This is a genomic window from Streptomyces sp. NPDC057137 (assembly GCF_042670825.1).
GTDB lineage: Bacteria > Actinomycetota > Actinomycetes > Streptomycetales > Streptomycetaceae > Streptomyces.
This window is the reverse complement of the sequence record NZ_JBHUUW010000007.1, coordinates 12,727-28,115: the sequence shown is the minus strand read 5'-3', so window position 1 is coordinate 28,115 and position 15,389 is coordinate 12,727. Positions and strand designations below refer to the sequence as shown.

Below are 15,389 nucleotides of genomic sequence, written 5' to 3'. Positions count from 1 at the left end.
GGACCGGACCGACGGAGGAGCACGCACGTGACCGTGGAGAGCACTGCCGCCGCGCGAAAGCCGCGACGTAGCAGCGGCACCAAGCGCGCCGGCGCCAAGACGGCGCCGCAGCCGAAGGCTTCCGAGCCCCAGCTCGTACAGCTGCTGACGCCCGATGGCGAACGCGTCAAGAACGACGAGTACGACGGCTACGTAGCCGACATCACCCCCGAATCCCTGCGCGGGCTGTACCGCGACATGGTCCTCACGCGCCGTTTCGACGCCGAGGCCACGTCCCTGCAGCGCCAGGGCGAGCTGGGCCTGTGGGCCTCGCTGCTCGGCCAGGAGGCCGCCCAGATCGGCTCGGGACGCGCGCTGCGCGACGACGACTACGTCTTCCCGACCTACCGGGAGCACGGCGTCGCCTGGTGCCGGGGCGTGGACCCGACCAACCTGCTGGGGATGTTCCGCGGTGTGAACCACGGCGGCTGGGACCCGAAGACCAACAACTTCCACCTGTACACGATCGTCATCGGCTCGCAGACGCTGCACGCCACCGGCTACGCGATGGGCGTGGCCAAGGACGGCGCGGACTCGGCCGTCATCGCCTACTTCGGCGACGGCGCCTCCAGCCAGGGCGATGTTGCCGAATCGTTCACCTTCTCGGCCGTCTACAACGCGCCGGTCGTGTTCTTCTGCCAGAACAACCAGTGGGCGATCTCGGAGCCGACCGAGAAGCAGATGCGGGTGCCGCTCTACCAGCGCGCACAGGGCTTCGGCTTCCCCGGCGTCCGGGTCGACGGCAACGACGTACTGGCCTGTCTGGCCGTGACGCGCGCCGCGCTGGAGCGCGCCCGCACCGGCCAGGGCCCGATGCTCGTGGAGGCGTTCACCTACCGGATGGGCGCGCACACCACCTCCGACGACCCGACGAAGTACCGGGCGGACGAGGAGCGCGAGGCGTGGGAGGCCAAGGACCCGATCCTGCGGCTGCGCGCGTATCTGGAGCGGGAGTCGGCCGCCGACGAGGCGTTCTTCGCGGCTCTGGAGGAGGAGAGCGAGGCGCTCGGCAGGCGGGTGCGTGAGGCGGTGCGGGCGATGCCCGACCCGGACCACATGGCGATCTTCGATCATGTCTACGCGGACGGGCACGCGCTCGTCGACGAGGAGCGGGCGCAGTTCGCCGCGTACCAGGCGTCGTTCGAGGAGGGCAAGTAGCCATGGCCGTACAGAAACTCCCCCTCGCGAAGGCGATCAACGAGTCGCTGCGCGTCGCCCTCGACACCGACCCCAAGGTCCTGATCATGGGCGAGGACGTCGGCAAGCTCGGCGGTGTCTTCCGGGTCACCGACGGACTCCAGAAGGACTTCGGCGAGGACCGGGTCATCGACACCCCGCTCGCCGAGTCGGGCATCGTCGGTACGGCGATCGGCCTCGCGCTGCGCGGCTACCGGCCCGTCGTGGAGATCCAGTTCGACGGCTTCGTCTTCCCCGCGTACGACCAGATCGTCACGCAGCTCGCCAAGATGCACGCCCGCGCGCTCGGCAAGATCAAGATGCCGGTCGTCATCCGTATTCCGTACGGCGGTGGCATCGGCGCCGTCGAGCACCACTCGGAGTCGCCCGAGGCGCTGTTCGCGCATGTGGCGGGGTTGAAGATCGTCTCGCCGTCGACGTCGGCGGACGCCTACTGGATGATGCAGCAGGCCATCCAGAGCGACGACCCGATCATCTTCTTCGAGCCCAAGCGGCGCTACTGGGACAAGGGCGAGGTCGACACCGAGTCCATCCCGGACCCGCTGCACAAGGCCCGGGTCACCCGGACCGGCACGGACCTGACGCTCGCGGCGTACGGCCCGATGGTGAAGGTCTGCCTGGAGGCGGCGGCGGCCGCGGCCGAGGAGGGCAAGTCGGTGGAGGTCGTCGATCTCCGCTCGATGTCCCCGATCGACTTCGACACGATCCAGACGTCGGTGGAGAAGACGCGCCGGCTGGTCGTGGTCCACGAGGCACCGGTGTTCTACGGCTCCGGCGCGGAGATCGCCGCCCGGATCACGGAGCGCTCCTTCTACCACCTGGAGGCCCCGGTGCTGCGGGTCGGCGGCTTCCACGCCCCGTATCCGCCGGCGCGCCTGGAGGAGGAGTACCTTCCGGGCCTGGACCGAGTGCTCGACGCCGTCGACCGCTCGCTCGCGTACTGAGGAGTGCCGTGACCATGACTGCTGACACTTCTACCCGCTATCGAGAGTTCAAGATGCCCGACGTGGGCGAAGGACTCACCGAGGCCGAGATCCTCAAGTGGTACGTACAGCCGGGCGACACCGTCGTCGACGGCCAGGTGGTGTGCGAGGTGGAGACGGCGAAGGCGGCCGTCGAACTGCCCATCCCCTACGACGGGGTGGTGCACGCGCTGCGCTTCGACGAGGGCACGACCGTGGATGTCGGGGCGTCGATCATCACGGTGGATGTGGCGCCGGGGACTCCGGCGGAGGCGCCCGCCGCTCAGGCCGCCGCTCCGGCCGCCGAGTCGGTCGCGCCTGAGGCCGAGGCCGCCGAGCCGAAGGGGCGCCAGCCGGTGCTCGTCGGCTACGGCGTCTCGGAGGCGTCCACGAAGCGGCGTCCGCGCAGGGGGGCGGCGGCGGTCCCCGAGCAGGGCGCTGCTGCTGCCGCGATCCAGGCGGAGATGAACGGGGTCGCTTCGGCCCCCGTGGCCGATGGCCCGTCGCGCCCGCTGGCGAAGCCGCCGGTGCGCAAGCTCGCCAAGGACCTGGGCGTGGACCTGGCGACGATCACGCCGACGGGCCCGGACGGGATCATCACGCGCGAGGACGTGCACGCGGCGACGGCTCCGGTTGCGGAGGCGCCGGCCTCGGCGTCGGCGCCCGCTGCTCCGGTGGCGGCCACACCCGCGGCACCCGTCGGCCGGGAGACCCGTATCCCCGTGAAGGGCGTACGGAAGGCCACGGCGGCGGCGATGGTGGGCAGCGCGTTCACCGCGCCGCACGTCACGGAGTTCGTGACGGTCGACGTGACGCGCACGATGAGGCTGGTCGACGAGCTCAAGTCCGACAAGGACATGGCGGGCGTACGGGTCAACCCGCTGCTGCTCATCGCCAAGGCCCTGCTGGTGGCCATCAAGCGCCACCCCGAGGTCAACGCCACCTGGGACGAGGCCGCCCAGGAGATCGTGCTCAAGCACTACGTCAACCTCGGCATCGCGGCGGCGACACCGCGCGGCCTGCTCGTCCCGAACATCAAGGACGCGCACGCCCAGACCCTGCCCCAACTCGCCCAGTCCCTGGGCGAACTGGTGTCCACGGCCCGCGAGGGCAAGACGACCCCGGCGGCCATGCAGGGCGGCACGGTGACCATCACGAACGTCGGCGTCTTCGGCGTCGACACGGGCACCCCGATCCTCAACCCGGGCGAGTCCGCGATCCTGGCGGTCGGCGCGATCAAGCTCCAGCCGTGGGTCCACAAGGGCAAGGTGAAGCCCCGTCAGGTCACCACGCTGGCGCTGTCGTTCGACCACCGGCTGGTGGACGGCGAGTTGGGCTCCAAGGTCCTGGCGGACATCGCGGCGATCCTGGAACAGCCGAAGCGACTGATCACCTGGGGCTGATCACCGGGGGTTGATCACCTGGGGTTGATCACCGGGCGTGGGAAAGGGTCGCGACTCATCGCAGAGTCGCGACCCTTCTCTCGTTTTTCACGCCGGTACGTGATGGGTGGGGCGGGCGCGCTTCCGTACGCCCCTGTGGTTACGGAATGAAGCGGGTATACCTGTTTCGGTGACCGAGCGCAGTCATTCGGTCCCACGGCAGAGGGAGACCCCGAAGAAGTGCGCGACGGCTACGAGCGTTTGCTGGCCGACCTGACCCTGTCCGGCGCGTTGGAGGAAGGGTGGCTCGGGGCGTTCGAACGCGCCCCCCGCCCGGTGTTCGTGCCGGAGTCCGTATGGGCGCCGGACGCGGCCATCCCCACCGGCTACCGACGGGTCTCCCGGGTCGTCGAGCCCGAGACGTGGTGGGCGCTGGTCGACGCCGACGAGGTGATCGTCACGCAACTGGACGACGGCGCCCACGACGGCCCCGGCGTCCCCACGTCCTCGGCCTCCAAGCCCTCGCTGGTGGCGACGATGCTGCGGCAGCTGGATGTCATCGACGGCGCCCGCGTACTCGACATCGGTACGGGCACGGGCTGGACAAGTGCCCTGCTGTCGGCCCGGCTCGGCCGCGAGTCCGTCACGACGGTGGAGGTCGACCCCAACGTCGCGTCGGAGGCCGCGGACCGGGTGAAGGCCGCCGGGCTGGTGCCCGCGCGGGTGGTGGTCGGCGACGGCCTCGCGGGCTGGCCGACGGACGTGCCGTACGACCACATCCACTCAACGGCGGCGGTTCGCCGTGTCCCCGACGCCTGGATCTCCCAGACCCGGCCGGGCGGCACGATCGTGACGCCGTGGGGCACCCCGTACGCCAACGCCGGCCTGCTGCGCCTGGTGCGGGGCGAGCCCGGCGCCCCCTCCTACGGCCGCTTCGTGGACAACGTCAGCTTCATGTGGATGCGCGCCCAACGCCCGTCCGCCGTCACGCTCCCACCCACCACACCCGACTGGCTGGGCCCGTCCGAGATCCCCCCGGACCTGGTGCTGTCGAACGTGGACGTGGCGTTCACGATCGGCCTCCGCGTCCCGGACGCACGCTACGTCCACACCTGGGACCGGATCGTCCTCTCGGACGGCAACGGCTCGTGGGCGTCGGTGCGTTACGAGACCTGGGACGCCCCGGACGCGGTACGCCAGTGGGGCACCCGCCGCCTCTGGGACGAGATCACGGCGGCGCGGGCCTGGTGGGAGACCCGAGGCCGCCCGCCCCTGACCCGCTTCGGCCTGACGGTGACGGCGCGGGGGCGGCAGAAGGCGTGGCTGGACGACCCCAAGAATCTGGTGGGGCGCCCTCGACTTCCCGCTGAGTGAGCCGGGCGTCGGCCAGTTGGGTCGTTTGGCTCCTGTACGTCTCAACGGCTCCGCAACAGGCTCTCGGTGTACGTGGCGAGGCGGACCGCGTCGCCGGGGTCGAGCGTCTTCAGGGTCTGCGGGACCGGCTTGCCCCGGTCGATTGCGGTCAGCGGCTCCGAGGGGGGCCGGTCGATCCACTCGACTACCGGCCGCACGGCGTCGGCCACGGGCCGCGCGAAGAATGCCCCGAGCAGTTTGATCGTGCCCCGGACCAGCGGATTGCTGTGTCCGTCCGCACCGCTGCGGGTGAATCCGGGATGGTAGAGCACGTAACGGGCCTTGCCTTCCGCCTGGTTGGCGAACGCGACACCGAGCAGGTCGTTCGCCCGGCCGGCTTGGAGCTGGGCACGTACCTGGCCGTAGCGGCGGGTGAGTTGGGGGTCGTCCCAGAGGATCCGGCCCGCGGTGGCGCCGACGCCCGCGACATTGATGATCAGCGGGTCGGGGGCCGCGTCGAGCAACGGGCGCAGGCGCCGGCCGAGCAGATAGCGGCTCAGGTAGTACAGGGCGAAGGTGAACTCCAGCCCGTCCGGGGTCTCTTGGCGCTTGGGGCTCACCCGGTTGGCGAACAGCGCCAGCGCGTCGAGCGCGTCGTACTGCTCGGCGACGACAGCGGCCACCCGCTCGACCTCCGCCATCGAGGACAGATCCGCCCGTACGAAACGCAGCCGGGGGCTCGCGGCGTGGTCGATCAGCGCACGCCCCTTGGACTCGCTGCTGCCGATGACGGTGACGCGGTCGCCACGCGCGAGGCGTGCGAGCGCGGTCGCCCGGCCCATGCCGTCGGTTCCGCCGCTGATGACTACGGTCTTGGTCGGGTGGCCCGTCACGGTGTCCTCCATAAACTCGGTGCCGAGGCGCCGCCTCGGCCTCGACCGGTCCATCGTGGGCCGCCCTGTCGGATGCTGAAAGAAGGCAGTTTCATGTCCGGTACGCACACCGATGTGCCCTCGTCGCCGTCGCTGCCCTCGATGCTGGCCCATGAGCTGCCGCGACCTGTCCCGGCGGACGAACTCGCCGCGTGCCCGGTCGGCGAGGTGTTCCGGCGCGTGGGCGACAAGTGGAGTGTGCTGGTGGTGGTCCTGCTCGGCGGTCGTCCGCATCGGTACAACGAGCTGCACCGCGCGATCGAGGGCGTCAGCCAGCGCATGCTGACGCGGACGCTCCGCGGCCTGGAGTCGGACGGCCTGGTCCGCCGCGAGGTGCACCCGACGGTGCCACCGGCAGTCGAGTACAGCCTGACCCCACTCGGCCGCACGCTGCTCGCCCCACTGTCGGCCCTGGCGGACTGGGCGGTGCGCCACGAGCCGGAGATGGCGGAGTCCCGGGCGCGGTACGCGGGGGCGGACGGTCGGATTTCAGCCGCCTTGAGCTGAGGCATCGCCCGTCAGCGCTGCCCTCTTGAACGATTCCGGCGCCCGGTACGCATTCTCAGGGTCGCTGGAAGCCGTGGTGGGTGTGGCTGGAAAGGGCCTGCGTCTCGTGGCGCTCCGCCGTGCGACCCATGGGACCGAGCAGTAGCTCGGCCCAGACCGTCTTGCCGACGCTGCGGGGCTCGACGCCCCAACGGTCCGCCAGCTCCGCGACGATGAGCAGCCCCCGGCCGAAGCACTCGTCGTCCTCGGGGAGCCGGAGGCGGGGCAGTCGTTCGCCGCAGGGGTCGCTGACCTCGATGCGGAGGGTGGTGGCGGTGAGTTGGAGCCGTACGCGGAAGAGTCGGTCGCGCAGGCAGCCGTGCAGCAGCGCGTTGGTGGCCAGCTCGCTGACCAACAGCCCGGCGCTGCCCGGGAGTCCGGCCCACCCCCACTCCCCGACGAGCCGCACGGCCCGCCGCCGTGCGAGCCGGACGCTCCCGGCGGTGGGGGTGTAGTCGAGCCGGTCCTCCTGGAGGACGGGTTCGCCTTCGGGTGGGGGTTGTTGTGGAGCGTGGGTTGCGTTCATGTGGGGCTTCCAAGGGGTGAGGTCGGCGGTGGCAATGCCGGCTGCCGTTTGGCGCAGGGCAGCGCGGTGCACTTCCGCCGGGTGGCTCCGCTGTGCGAGCGGCTGTGCGCTGAAAGTAGCTACGCTCGCTTCCTGGGCGCAAGTCTCTCGGAGACAATTGTCTCCAACGAGTGAGCTGTGTCGACCGCTCGTCGCTTCTCGGGCGACACTTGGGCCGTGAATCGATCGGCTCAGCAAGGTAATCGGGCATCAACGGTCCTCGGGCGCAGGCTCGGACGGGAGCTGCTGCGCCTGCGCGACGCGGCGGGCAGGACGCAACAGCAGGCGGCCGGGGTGATCAGCGCCACGAATTCGAAGATCGTGAAGATGGAGCAGGGCTGGGTGCCGATGAGGGACCCGGACATCAGGGTGCTGTGCGAGTTCTACGGCGAGGAGGACCCGGTAGTCCTTGGCCGGTTGCTGGAATTGGCTCGACTGGACAGGGAGCGCCGGAAGGCGAAGGGCTGGTGGAACCAGTACCCGCAGTTGCACGCCATGGTCGAGTACGTCGCGCTCGAAGACATCGCGACCCGCTTGCGCACCTGGCAACTCGCCATCGTTCCGGGTCTGTTGCAGACGCCCGACTACGCGCGGGCGCTCGTCGTCGGCAACGGCTCGTGGCACGACCCCGACGAGATCGATCTGTTCGTCGACACCCGGATGGCCCGGCAGGCGCGTTTGGACGGCGACCGCCCACTGGAACTCTGGGCGGTTGTGCACGAAGGGGCCCTGCGCCAACTCGTCGGCGGACGCGACGTCATGAGGTCGCAGCTTGAGCACCTGCGGGACATGGCCGAGCGCCCCAACGTGAAGATGCAGGTACTTCCCTACCTGGTCGGCGCCCACCCGGGCATGACCAGCGCGTTCACCATCGTGTCGTTCGCCGACGAGGGATCGCTGGACGTGGTGTACATGGATACGACCTCGACGTCCCTCTGGCTGGAGAGCGATACTGATGCCGCGCAGCACGGCCACCTGTTCGACCGCATCACCCGGCTCGGGCTCGCGCAGCGGAACTCGATCGGTCTGATCGACGGAATCCTCAAGGAGTTGTAGGTCGCGTGCCCGCGTACGAGTTCGTCAAGTCCAGCTACAGCGGCGGGAACCTCGGGCAGGAGTGCGTCGAGGTCGCCCGCAACATCCCCGGCGCCGTCGCCGTGCGGGACTCCAAGGACCCTGGAGGGCCGGTCCTCCGCACCACCCCCGGTGCGTGGCGCGCGCTGACCGCTTACCTGCGGCAGCCCGCGTAACCCCCGGGCGCTCAGGAACGGCGTTGGCGTGCCGCCTCGTACAGGATCACCGTCGCCGCGTTCGACGCGTTCAGGGAGCTTGCCGAGCCTGACATCGGGATGCTCACCACGTGGTCGCACAACTCGCGCCAGCCCGCGCTCAGTCCCGTCGTCTCGTTGCCGATCAGCAGCAACACCGGCTGGGTGAGGTCGAATCGGTCGGCCTCCGCCTCGCCGTGCTCGTCCGTGCCGACGACCGCGACGGGGCGGCCCTGCGCCCGCTCCTTCGCCAGCCACTCGGCCACCTCGTGGTGCGACGGGCTGCGGACCACCGGGAGTGCGAACAGGGAGCCCGTGGTGGCGCGTACGGCCTTCGGGTCGTAGACGTCCGCCGCGTGGCCTGTGACGATCAGGCCGTCCGCGCCGAAGGCGTCCGCCGAGCGGACGATGCTGCCGATGTTGCCCGGCTGGGTGGGGCGGTCGAACAGCACGCCCAGGAAGGCGTCATGGACGCGGATACGGCTCAGATCGTCCGGCCGCATCTCGACCACGGCCAGGACCTCGGGCGCGCCGTCGGTGCGTTCGCCCAGCTCGGCGAGGAGTTCGGGGGCCATCGCGACACGGTCCGTGCTGATGCCGCGCAGCAACTCCTCGGCCCACCGTGAGAGCGGGCGGCTCGCGTCGTACAGCAGGGCGCGTACGGTCCAGCCGTGCTCGACGGCCATCGTGATGGGGCGCACGCCCTGGACGAGGAACTCGTTCTGGCGCTTGCGCTTGTTGCGGTTGGCGAGCAGCGCGTGCCACTGCTGGAAGCGGGCGTTGCGGGTTGTGATCCGCTGACCGGCCACCCGTCCTCCTCGATGTCGGTCGACGTCTGACCGAGGAAGGTTACAGGGGGCGCGCGGGGCTCAGTCCGTATACGGGAACGCCGTCGACGGTGCTGCCGAGGGCGTGGATGCAGGCGTGCTTGCGCATGAAGCGCAGACACTCGTTGACGCGGTGCTCGGTGAGGCCGGTACGGGTGGCGATCGACTCCAGGGACTGCCGCAGTTCGCCGTCGGCGGCGAGGGCCGGCGCGATGGTGACGGCGACGGCCCAGACGTCCTCGGTCACCGACATCCGCGACTTCCAGTCGGCGAGCAGGGTGTCGGCGGTGGTGCGTGGTGGTGCGGCCGGGTGGTCGGTCAACAGGGCGTCGAGCCGGTCGGCGATCCGTTCCATGGCGCGGGCGGTGGCCTGATGCGCGATGAGCGTTTCGCGTCGGGTTTCGAGTGTTTCGCGCTGTACGGCTGCGAATTGCTCGTCCAGCCGTATGTTCCGCTCCTCCAGCCGGACGATCGCGTCGGCGACCTGCGGGGGCATGGCGTACGCGACGGGAGCGGCGGTGGCGACCGGGGCAGACGGCTGCACCTCGGCGCGGGGGAAGGTGTAGGAACCGGTGCTCTGAATCGTCACGATCACTTCTGAGACCCACTGTTTGAAGGGCAGACATGAGGGTTTCGTGCACCCGTTGACGAGCAGGATCAGCCCCCGGAGGTCGATTAGCTGCAAGTCTCGGCGCCACTCCCTACCTGCGGGAATGCTGAGAGCGTGACGTCCAGTCACTGTCTCAAGAATCTCTCGATGGCCCACCGGGACATGGTCGGTGAGAGTTTTCGTCGGAGTGGTGTAACCGAGTTGCTTGAGCACGTCCACCGCCGGGAACCAGTGACTTCCGTCCGGCATCGTCAGCCGCCGGATCCGGGCTCCGGTCGCCCCGTAGACGAAGTCCCCGATGTCGATCGCCTCAGGCCGCGCAGCCGTGTCCGACGGCTGAATGTGTTTGTTCATGCGAACCACCTCCATGAGGGGGAACGTAATAGTGAACAAACCCGAACTATGCGGAAAGAGCATGATATTCACCGCTGAGGGTGAGGAGGGAGCGTTTCTGCACCGCCGCCACCGGCACCCATAACGACGAAGGCGCGGCCACCAACCGGTGGCCGCGCCTCTTACCGCATCCCGCAGGGGGGTCAGTCGCGCTGGGCGCCCGCCGGGAGCTGGCGGAGCTTCATCGTCTTGGCCGCCGACGCGCCGGAGTAGTAGTCGAGCAGCTTCGCCGCGTCGTTGTAGCGGTCCGTGCCGTTCAGGATGACGCCGATGTGCGTCTTGCCGTTACGGGTGGCCGCGAAGATCAGGCAGGGGCCGGCGGCCGTGCCCGTGCCGGTCTTGATGCCGAACGCGCCCGAGTACGAGCCGAGCAGCTGGTTCGTGTTGTGCCAGGTGTACGTGCGCGTGGCGCCCGTGCTGCTGGTGGCCGACGTCTTGATGGTCGTCGTCTTGACCACCGTACGGAGCGCGGAGTTCTTCATCGCGTACTGGGCGATCGTCGCCAGGTCGCGCGGCGTCGTGTAGTTGTTGCCGGCCGCCGAGATGCCGTCGAACGAGTCGAACTTGGTGTTCTTCAGGCCCAGTTCGGTCGCCTTCGCGTTCATCTTCGAGATGAACGACTTCGTGCGCGCGGCCTCCGTGGAGCCGGTGCCGATCGCGTCCGCGAGGGCGTACGCCGCGTCGCAGCCGGACGGGAGCATCAGGCCGTACAGGAGCTGACGGATCGTCACCTTGTCGCCGGTGCGCAGGTCCGCGGTGCTCGCGCCTTCCCGGGTGACGTAGTCGCGGTAGGACTGCTTGATGGTGACCTTGCGGTTGAGGTCGATGCCCTTGGTGTTGAGCACGACGGCCGCGGTCATGATCTTGGTGGTGCTCGCCATCTGGCGCCGGGTGTCCCCGGTCTTCGTGTAGCGCGCCTTGCCGGTGGTCTCGTCCAGCAGGAAGGCGCCCTTGGCCGAGAGGGTCGGCACGGCCGCGGCGGCCTTGGCGGCGGGCGCGGACTCGGCCGCCACGGTCGCCGGGGCGACCAGGGCCGTGCCCGTCAGCATGGCGCCGGCGGTGAGGGCGACCACGGTGGTCCTACGCACGTTTCTGCGCACGGCCGGGAGGCTGGTTATCAATGGAACGCTCCGATGTCGCGAATGCGTTGGTCTGAAGTGAATTGGACGCGCACCCGTAAAGGGGCAGTCCACTGAAAGACGCACGAGTCGCCCCAAGGGATGTATGACACGCCCGGGAAATCTGTCGTTCCGCGTGGTTGTTCCGCGATGTGGACGTGATCCCCGTCGTATCTCTGTTGTATCTAAGCTGTACGCATGCCTGCCGCCACCTCCCCAGCGCCCGCCGCCGACCGTGTCTACAGCCACATCAAGCAGGGCGTGCTCGACCGGCACTACCAGGGCGGGACCCTCCTTACGGAGGGCGAACTCGCCGAGGCCGTCGGGGTGTCCCGTACACCCGTGCGCGAGGCGCTGCTCAAGCTGGAGGTCGAGGGGCTGATCAAGCTCTATCCCAAGAAGGGCGCCCTCGTCCTCGCCGTCTCCGCGCAGGAGATCGCCGATGTCGTCGAAACCCGCCTGCTGGTAGAGGAGTTCACCGCCCGCAGGGCCGTCCCCGCGTCCGCGCGGCTCGTCGCGCGCCTGGAGGAACTGCTGGAAGAGCAGCGCCGCCTCGCCGACGAGGGGGACCTCGCCGCCGTGGCCGTCACCGACCGGTGCTTCCACGCCGAGATCGTGCGCAACGCGGGCAACGAGATCCTGTCGAAGCTCTACGACCAGCTCAGGGACCGGCAGTTGAGGATGGGCGTCGCCGTCATGGAGGCGCACCCCGAGCGCGTACGGACCAGCATCACCGAGCACGCCGAACTGCTCGAAGCCATCCGGGCCGGTGACGCCGACGCCGCCGCGCGGTGCGTGCGCGCCCACGTCAGCCGGGTCAAGGTGCTCATCCGGGGTGAGGCCCGGTGAGCGCGGCCTCTTCAGGAGGAGGGACCGCCGGACGCGGGTCAGCCCCCAGCCTGCCCGGTGACCCGCCCGGCGGCCGGCGCGCCGTCGCCGTGTGGAGCATCGGCGTCGCCGTCTACTTCGTCGCCGTCATCTTCCGTACGAGCCTGGGCGTCGCCGGGCTCGACGCCGCCGACCGCTTCCACGTCAACGCCTCCGCCCTCTCCACCTTCTCGATCCTCCAACTCCTCGTCTACGCCGGGATGCAGATACCCGTCGGCCTCATGGTCGACCGGCTCGGCACCCGCCGGGTCCTGACCCTCGGCGTGACGCTCTTCACCCTCGGCCAGCTCAGCTTCGCCCTCGCCCCCACCTACGGCATGGCCCTCGCCGCCCGCGCCCTCCTCGGCTGCGGCGACGCGATGACCTTCATCGCCGTACTGCGCCTCGGCGCCCACTGGTTCCCCGCCCGCCAGGGCCCGTTGATCGCGCAGTTCACCGGACTCTTCGGGATGGCGGGCAATCTCGTCTCCACCCTTGTCATCGCCCGGCTGCTGAGCGACCTCGGCTGGACCACGACGTTCGTCGGCAGCTCGATGGCCGGTGTCGTCGTCCTCGTACTGATGCTGTTCTTCCTCAAGGACCACCCCGAGGGCCACGAGCCGCCGCCGTCCGAGCACGCGGGCGCGACCTATGTACGGAAGCAGATCGCCGAGTCGTGGCGGGAGCCCGGCACCCGGCTGGGGCTCTGGGTGCACTTCACCACCCAGTTCCCCGCCATGGTCTTCCTCCTGCTGTGGGGCCTGCCGTTCCTCGTCGAGGCCCAGGGGCAGTCCCGGGCCACGGCGGGCGATCTGCTCACCCTGATCGTCCTCGTCAACATGGTGATCGGCCTCGTCTACGGGCAGATCATCGCCCGCCACCACGCCGCCAGGGCCCCGCTCGCCCTCGGCACGGTCGGTGTGACCGCGCTCGTGTGGGCGTCGACGCTCGCCTACCCCGGCGAGCATGCGCCGATGTGGCTGCTGATCACACTCTGCGTCGTCCTCGGCGCCTGCGGACCGGCCTCGATGATCGGCTTCGACTTCGCCCGGCCCGCGAACCCGCCGGCCCGTCAGGGCACCGCCTCCGGCATCGTCAACATGGGCGGTTTCGTGGCCTCGATGACGACGCTGTTCGCCGTCGGCGTGCTCCTCGACGCGACCGGCGGCAACTACCGCGTCGCGTTCTCGTCCGTCTTCGTCCTCGAAGCGCTCGGGATCGTCCAGATCCTGCGGCTGCGGGCGCGCACGGCGCGGCGGGAGCGGGAGCGGCTGGTGGCGAGCCGGGTGGAGGCCGTGCACGTACCCGCGTGAGTGGACGGGGCGTTTCAGGTCCTGCGCGGGCGCAGCGGTGCCGGGGCCGTCAGCGAAGCCTGGCCCGGGGTGATCATGCCGCTCTCGTATCCGAGGATCACCAACTGCGTACGGTCGCGGGCGCCCAGCTTGGTCATGATCCGGCTGACGTGCGTCTTGGCCGTGGACGGGCTGAGGACGAGCCGTTCGGCGATCTCGTCGTTGGTCAGACCGGCCCCGACCAGCCGCATCACCTCCTGCTCGCGGCTGGTGAGCGCGTGCAGCCGCGGGCTGAGGTCCGGCTGGGTGACCCGGCCGGCGAACTCCGAGATCAGCCGCCGGGTGATGGCGGGCGCGATCAGCGCGTCTCCCCGGGCGCACACCCGGATCCCGTGCAGTAACTCCATGGGGTCGGTGTCCTTGACCAGAAAGCCCGATGCGCCCGCGCGCAGCGCCCCGTACACGTAGTCGTCCACGTCGAAGGTGGTGAGGATGACCACCTTCACGTCGGACAGCAGCTCGTCGGCGACGATCCGCTCCGTCGCGGCGAGCCCGTCCTCGTTCGGCATGCGGATGTCCATCAGGACGACGTCGGGGCGCAGTTCGCGCGCCAGCTCGTACGCCTGGGCACCGTCCGACGCCTCGCCGACCACCTCGATGTCGTCCTCGTCGTCGATGATCGACCGGAAGCCGGCTCTGACCAACTGCTGGTCGTCGGCCAACAGGACTCTGATTTGAGGGGTCATGGCCATCAGCGTAGGGCCCATCCTTTCGTGTCGGGCCGGATCGGGCCGGATCGCGGCGGCCGGTCAGTACGCCGTCGTCGGACCGGTCCCGGCCGGCATCGGCAGGCGCGCCGAGACGCGGAAGCCGTGGCCGGTGTTCTCCGCCGTCAGCTCACCTCCCAGTGCCCTGGCCCGCTCCGTCATGCCGGTGATGCCGCCGCCCCGTACGGTCTCCGGCGCGCCCCGGCCGTCGTCCTCCACGCATACGCGCAGTTCGCCGGGGTGGTAGGTGATCGCGATCGTGGCGTGCGCGGCGCCCGCGTGGCGGGTGACGTTGGTGAGCGACTCCTGGATGATGCGGTAGGCGGCCAGCGATATCCCCGGCGGGACCACCGGTGTCTCGCCCTCGGACTCGACGGAGACCTTGAGGCCGGTGATGCCGGCGGCCCGGTCCGCGAGCTCGACGACCCGGTCCAGTCCTGCGGCGGGCGCCGTCGGAGCCTGCTCGTCGACCTGGCGCAGTACGCCGAGCGTGCTGCGCAACTCCCGCAGGGCCTCCTTGCTGGTGTCGCGGGTGAACTCCAGCGCGGCCAGCAACTCCGCCGTCTCGCCCGGTCGTTTGGTGCTGCGGTGCAGGGCGGCCGTCGTCTGGATGTTGATGAGTGAGATGTTGTGACCGAGCACGTCGTGCAGTTCGCGGGCGATGCGCAGCCGCTCCTCGGTGGCCGACTGGCGCGCGCGCACGTCGCGTTCGCGCTCCGCCGCCAGCGCGCGCTGTTCGGCCTCGGCCAGATACGCCTGGCGCGAGCGCATGGCGTGGCTGAAGGCGATCACGCTCAGAAACCAGCCGCTGAGCAGCGCGATCGACATGTTGTCGATGTCCCGCTGCTCACCGGCGATGGTGAACTCCCCGTATCCGATCACCAGCATGATGACAACGGCCAGTGTCACGACGGCCGCCAACTGTCCCACCCCCGCGACGGTGTAGAGCGCCACCATGAACATCAGTGCCGGGGCCGGGCCGTTGACGCCGCTGGCCTGGTAGTAGAGCAGGGTGGTCGCCAGCGTCGTCACGGCCACCCACACGGGCCAGCGGCGCCGGACACCGAGCGCGACCCAGCCGAACACGGACGCCGCGCAGCTGACGAGCGTGGCGGGCAGGCTGCCCGCCGTTCGGCCGAGGATCACCACGCCCAGTTCCACCAGCACACAGGCGCCGGCCAGGGCCATCAAGCGGTCGATCCGGAACACGCGGACTGCGCGGACGGCGGAGTCTGACATGTCTGCCAGCGTACGACGGCGGGCGGCGGCCG

At 70.0% G+C, this 15,389-nt stretch carries 16 protein-coding genes; 9 read left to right on the top strand and 7 right to left on the bottom strand.

What is annotated here, in order from left to right; genetic code table 11:
- Positions 1-27 precede the first annotated feature (27 nt).
- The 4 genes from pdhA to ACFT9I_RS08340 all read left to right on the top strand — a co-directional run bounded on the left by pdhA (position 28) and on the right by ACFT9I_RS08340 (position 4,954).
- The gene (pdhA, locus tag ACFT9I_RS08355; protein WP_382562024.1) at positions 28-1,197 is read left to right on the top strand and encodes a pyruvate dehydrogenase (acetyl-transferring) E1 component subunit alpha; all 1,170 of its coding nucleotides are present in this window, start codon (positions 28-30) and stop codon (positions 1,195-1,197) included.
- A gap of 2 nt (positions 1,198-1,199) precedes the next feature.
- Positions 1,200-2,180: an alpha-ketoacid dehydrogenase subunit beta gene (locus ACFT9I_RS08350; protein ID WP_382562023.1), complete on the top strand. Its 981-nt coding sequence runs from the start codon at positions 1,200-1,202 to the stop codon at positions 2,178-2,180.
- Between the two features lie 14 nt (positions 2,181-2,194).
- Positions 2,195-3,601, top strand: a complete 1,407-nt coding sequence (locus tag ACFT9I_RS08345; RefSeq protein ID WP_382562022.1) for a dihydrolipoamide acetyltransferase family protein — start codon at positions 2,195-2,197, stop codon at positions 3,599-3,601.
- 219 nt (positions 3,602-3,820) lie between these two features.
- A complete protein-coding gene (locus ACFT9I_RS08340) occupies positions 3,821-4,954 on the top strand; it encodes a methyltransferase domain-containing protein (RefSeq protein WP_382562020.1) in 1,134 nt (377 codons plus the stop codon).
- Positions 4,955-4,995: 41 nt separating this feature from the next.
- Here ACFT9I_RS08340 and ACFT9I_RS08335 read toward each other — a convergent pair whose 3' ends face one another.
- The gene (locus tag ACFT9I_RS08335) at positions 4,996-5,826 is read right to left on the bottom strand and encodes an SDR family NAD(P)-dependent oxidoreductase (RefSeq protein WP_382562018.1); all 831 of its coding nucleotides are present in this window, start codon (positions 5,824-5,826) and stop codon (positions 4,996-4,998) included.
- Between the two features lie 93 nt (positions 5,827-5,919).
- On the opposite strand from ACFT9I_RS08335, the gene ACFT9I_RS08330 reads away from it, so the two are divergent.
- Positions 5,920-6,372 (top strand): winged helix-turn-helix transcriptional regulator, encoded by a 453-nt coding sequence (locus ACFT9I_RS08330; protein WP_382562017.1) that lies wholly within the window; start codon positions 5,920-5,922, stop codon positions 6,370-6,372.
- 55 nt (positions 6,373-6,427) lie between these two features.
- Here the strand turns inward: ACFT9I_RS08330 and ACFT9I_RS08325 are convergent, their stop codons facing one another.
- Positions 6,428-6,937 carry an ATP-binding protein gene (locus ACFT9I_RS08325; protein ID WP_382562015.1) on the bottom strand — a complete coding sequence of 170 codons (510 nt, stop codon included), beginning with the start codon at positions 6,935-6,937 and terminating at the stop codon, positions 6,428-6,430.
- Between the two features lie 216 nt (positions 6,938-7,153).
- On the opposite strand from ACFT9I_RS08325, the gene ACFT9I_RS08320 reads away from it, so the two are divergent.
- Positions 7,154-8,032 carry a DUF5753 domain-containing protein gene (locus ACFT9I_RS08320; protein ID WP_382562013.1) on the top strand — a complete coding sequence of 293 codons (879 nt, stop codon included), beginning with the start codon at positions 7,154-7,156 and terminating at the stop codon, positions 8,030-8,032.
- Between the two features lie 5 nt (positions 8,033-8,037).
- The gene (locus ACFT9I_RS08315) at positions 8,038-8,226 is read left to right on the top strand and encodes a DUF397 domain-containing protein (RefSeq protein WP_382562012.1); all 189 of its coding nucleotides are present in this window, start codon (positions 8,038-8,040) and stop codon (positions 8,224-8,226) included.
- Between the two features lie 11 nt (positions 8,227-8,237).
- Here the strand turns inward: ACFT9I_RS08315 and ACFT9I_RS08310 are convergent, their stop codons facing one another.
- The 3 genes from ACFT9I_RS08310 to ACFT9I_RS08300 form a co-directional block, all read right to left on the bottom strand.
- Positions 8,238-9,053 carry an RNA methyltransferase gene (locus tag ACFT9I_RS08310; protein WP_382562010.1) on the bottom strand — a complete coding sequence of 272 codons (816 nt, stop codon included), beginning with the start codon at positions 9,051-9,053 and terminating at the stop codon, positions 8,238-8,240.
- 40 nt (positions 9,054-9,093) lie between these two features.
- Complete coding sequence (locus ACFT9I_RS08305; protein ID WP_382562008.1) at positions 9,094-10,035, bottom strand: Bro-N domain-containing protein; 942 nt, start codon at positions 10,033-10,035, stop codon at positions 9,094-9,096.
- Between the two features lie 182 nt (positions 10,036-10,217).
- Positions 10,218-11,123, bottom strand: a complete 906-nt coding sequence (locus ACFT9I_RS08300) for a D-alanyl-D-alanine carboxypeptidase family protein (protein ID WP_382562274.1) — start codon at positions 11,121-11,123, stop codon at positions 10,218-10,220.
- Between the two features lie 267 nt (positions 11,124-11,390).
- On the opposite strand from ACFT9I_RS08300, the gene ACFT9I_RS08295 reads away from it, so the two are divergent.
- Both ACFT9I_RS08295 and ACFT9I_RS08290 read left to right on the top strand, forming a co-directional pair.
- Entirely contained in the window at positions 11,391-12,041 is a 651-nt protein-coding gene (locus tag ACFT9I_RS08295; RefSeq protein ID WP_382562006.1) for a GntR family transcriptional regulator, read from the top strand.
- Positions 12,038-13,372 carry a nitrate/nitrite transporter gene (locus tag ACFT9I_RS08290; RefSeq protein WP_382562004.1) on the top strand — a complete coding sequence of 445 codons (1,335 nt, stop codon included), beginning with the start codon at positions 12,038-12,040 and terminating at the stop codon, positions 13,370-13,372. The genes ACFT9I_RS08295 and ACFT9I_RS08290 overlap by 4 nt, the downstream gene beginning before the upstream one ends.
- A 14-nt stretch (positions 13,373-13,386) precedes the next feature.
- Here ACFT9I_RS08290 and ACFT9I_RS08285 read toward each other — a convergent pair whose 3' ends face one another.
- Together ACFT9I_RS08285 and ACFT9I_RS08280 are read right to left on the bottom strand one after the other, a co-directional pair.
- Positions 13,387-14,097 carry a response regulator gene (locus ACFT9I_RS08285; protein ID WP_382562002.1) on the bottom strand — a complete coding sequence of 237 codons (711 nt, stop codon included), beginning with the start codon at positions 14,095-14,097 and terminating at the stop codon, positions 13,387-13,389.
- A gap of 63 nt (positions 14,098-14,160) precedes the next feature.
- Positions 14,161-15,357, bottom strand: coding sequence for a sensor histidine kinase (locus tag ACFT9I_RS08280; protein ID WP_382562001.1), 1,197 nt, complete (start codon positions 15,355-15,357; stop codon positions 14,161-14,163).
- Positions 15,358-15,389 lie beyond the last annotated feature (32 nt).

Excerpts from the sequence above, each read along its gene's own strand:
- ACFT9I_RS08350 (WP_382562023.1), top strand. The coding sequence starts at position 1,200 with ATGGCCGTACAGAAACTCCCCCTCGCGAAGGCGATCAACGAGTCGCTG.
- ACFT9I_RS08345 (WP_382562022.1), top strand. The coding sequence starts at position 2,195 with ATGACTGCTGACACTTCTACCCGCTATCGAGAGTTCAAGATGCCCGAC.
- ACFT9I_RS08330 (WP_382562017.1), top strand. The coding sequence starts at position 5,920 with ATGTCCGGTACGCACACCGATGTGCCCTCGTCGCCGTCGCTGCCCTCG.
- ACFT9I_RS08325 (WP_382562015.1), bottom strand. The coding sequence starts at position 6,937 with ATGAACGCAACCCACGCTCCACAACAACCCCCACCCGAAGGCGAACCC.
- ACFT9I_RS08305 (WP_382562008.1), bottom strand. The coding sequence starts at position 10,035 with ATGAACAAACACATTCAGCCGTCGGACACGGCTGCGCGGCCTGAGGCG.
- ACFT9I_RS08300 (WP_382562274.1), bottom strand. The coding sequence starts at position 11,123 with ATGCTGACGGGCACGGCCCTGGTCGCCCCGGCGACCGTGGCGGCCGAG.
- ACFT9I_RS08295 (WP_382562006.1), top strand. The coding sequence starts at position 11,391 with ATGCCTGCCGCCACCTCCCCAGCGCCCGCCGCCGACCGTGTCTACAGC.
- ACFT9I_RS08285 (WP_382562002.1), bottom strand. The coding sequence starts at position 14,097 with ATGACCCCTCAAATCAGAGTCCTGTTGGCCGACGACCAGCAGTTGGTC.
- ACFT9I_RS08280 (WP_382562001.1), bottom strand. The coding sequence starts at position 15,357 with ATGTCAGACTCCGCCGTCCGCGCAGTCCGCGTGTTCCGGATCGACCGC.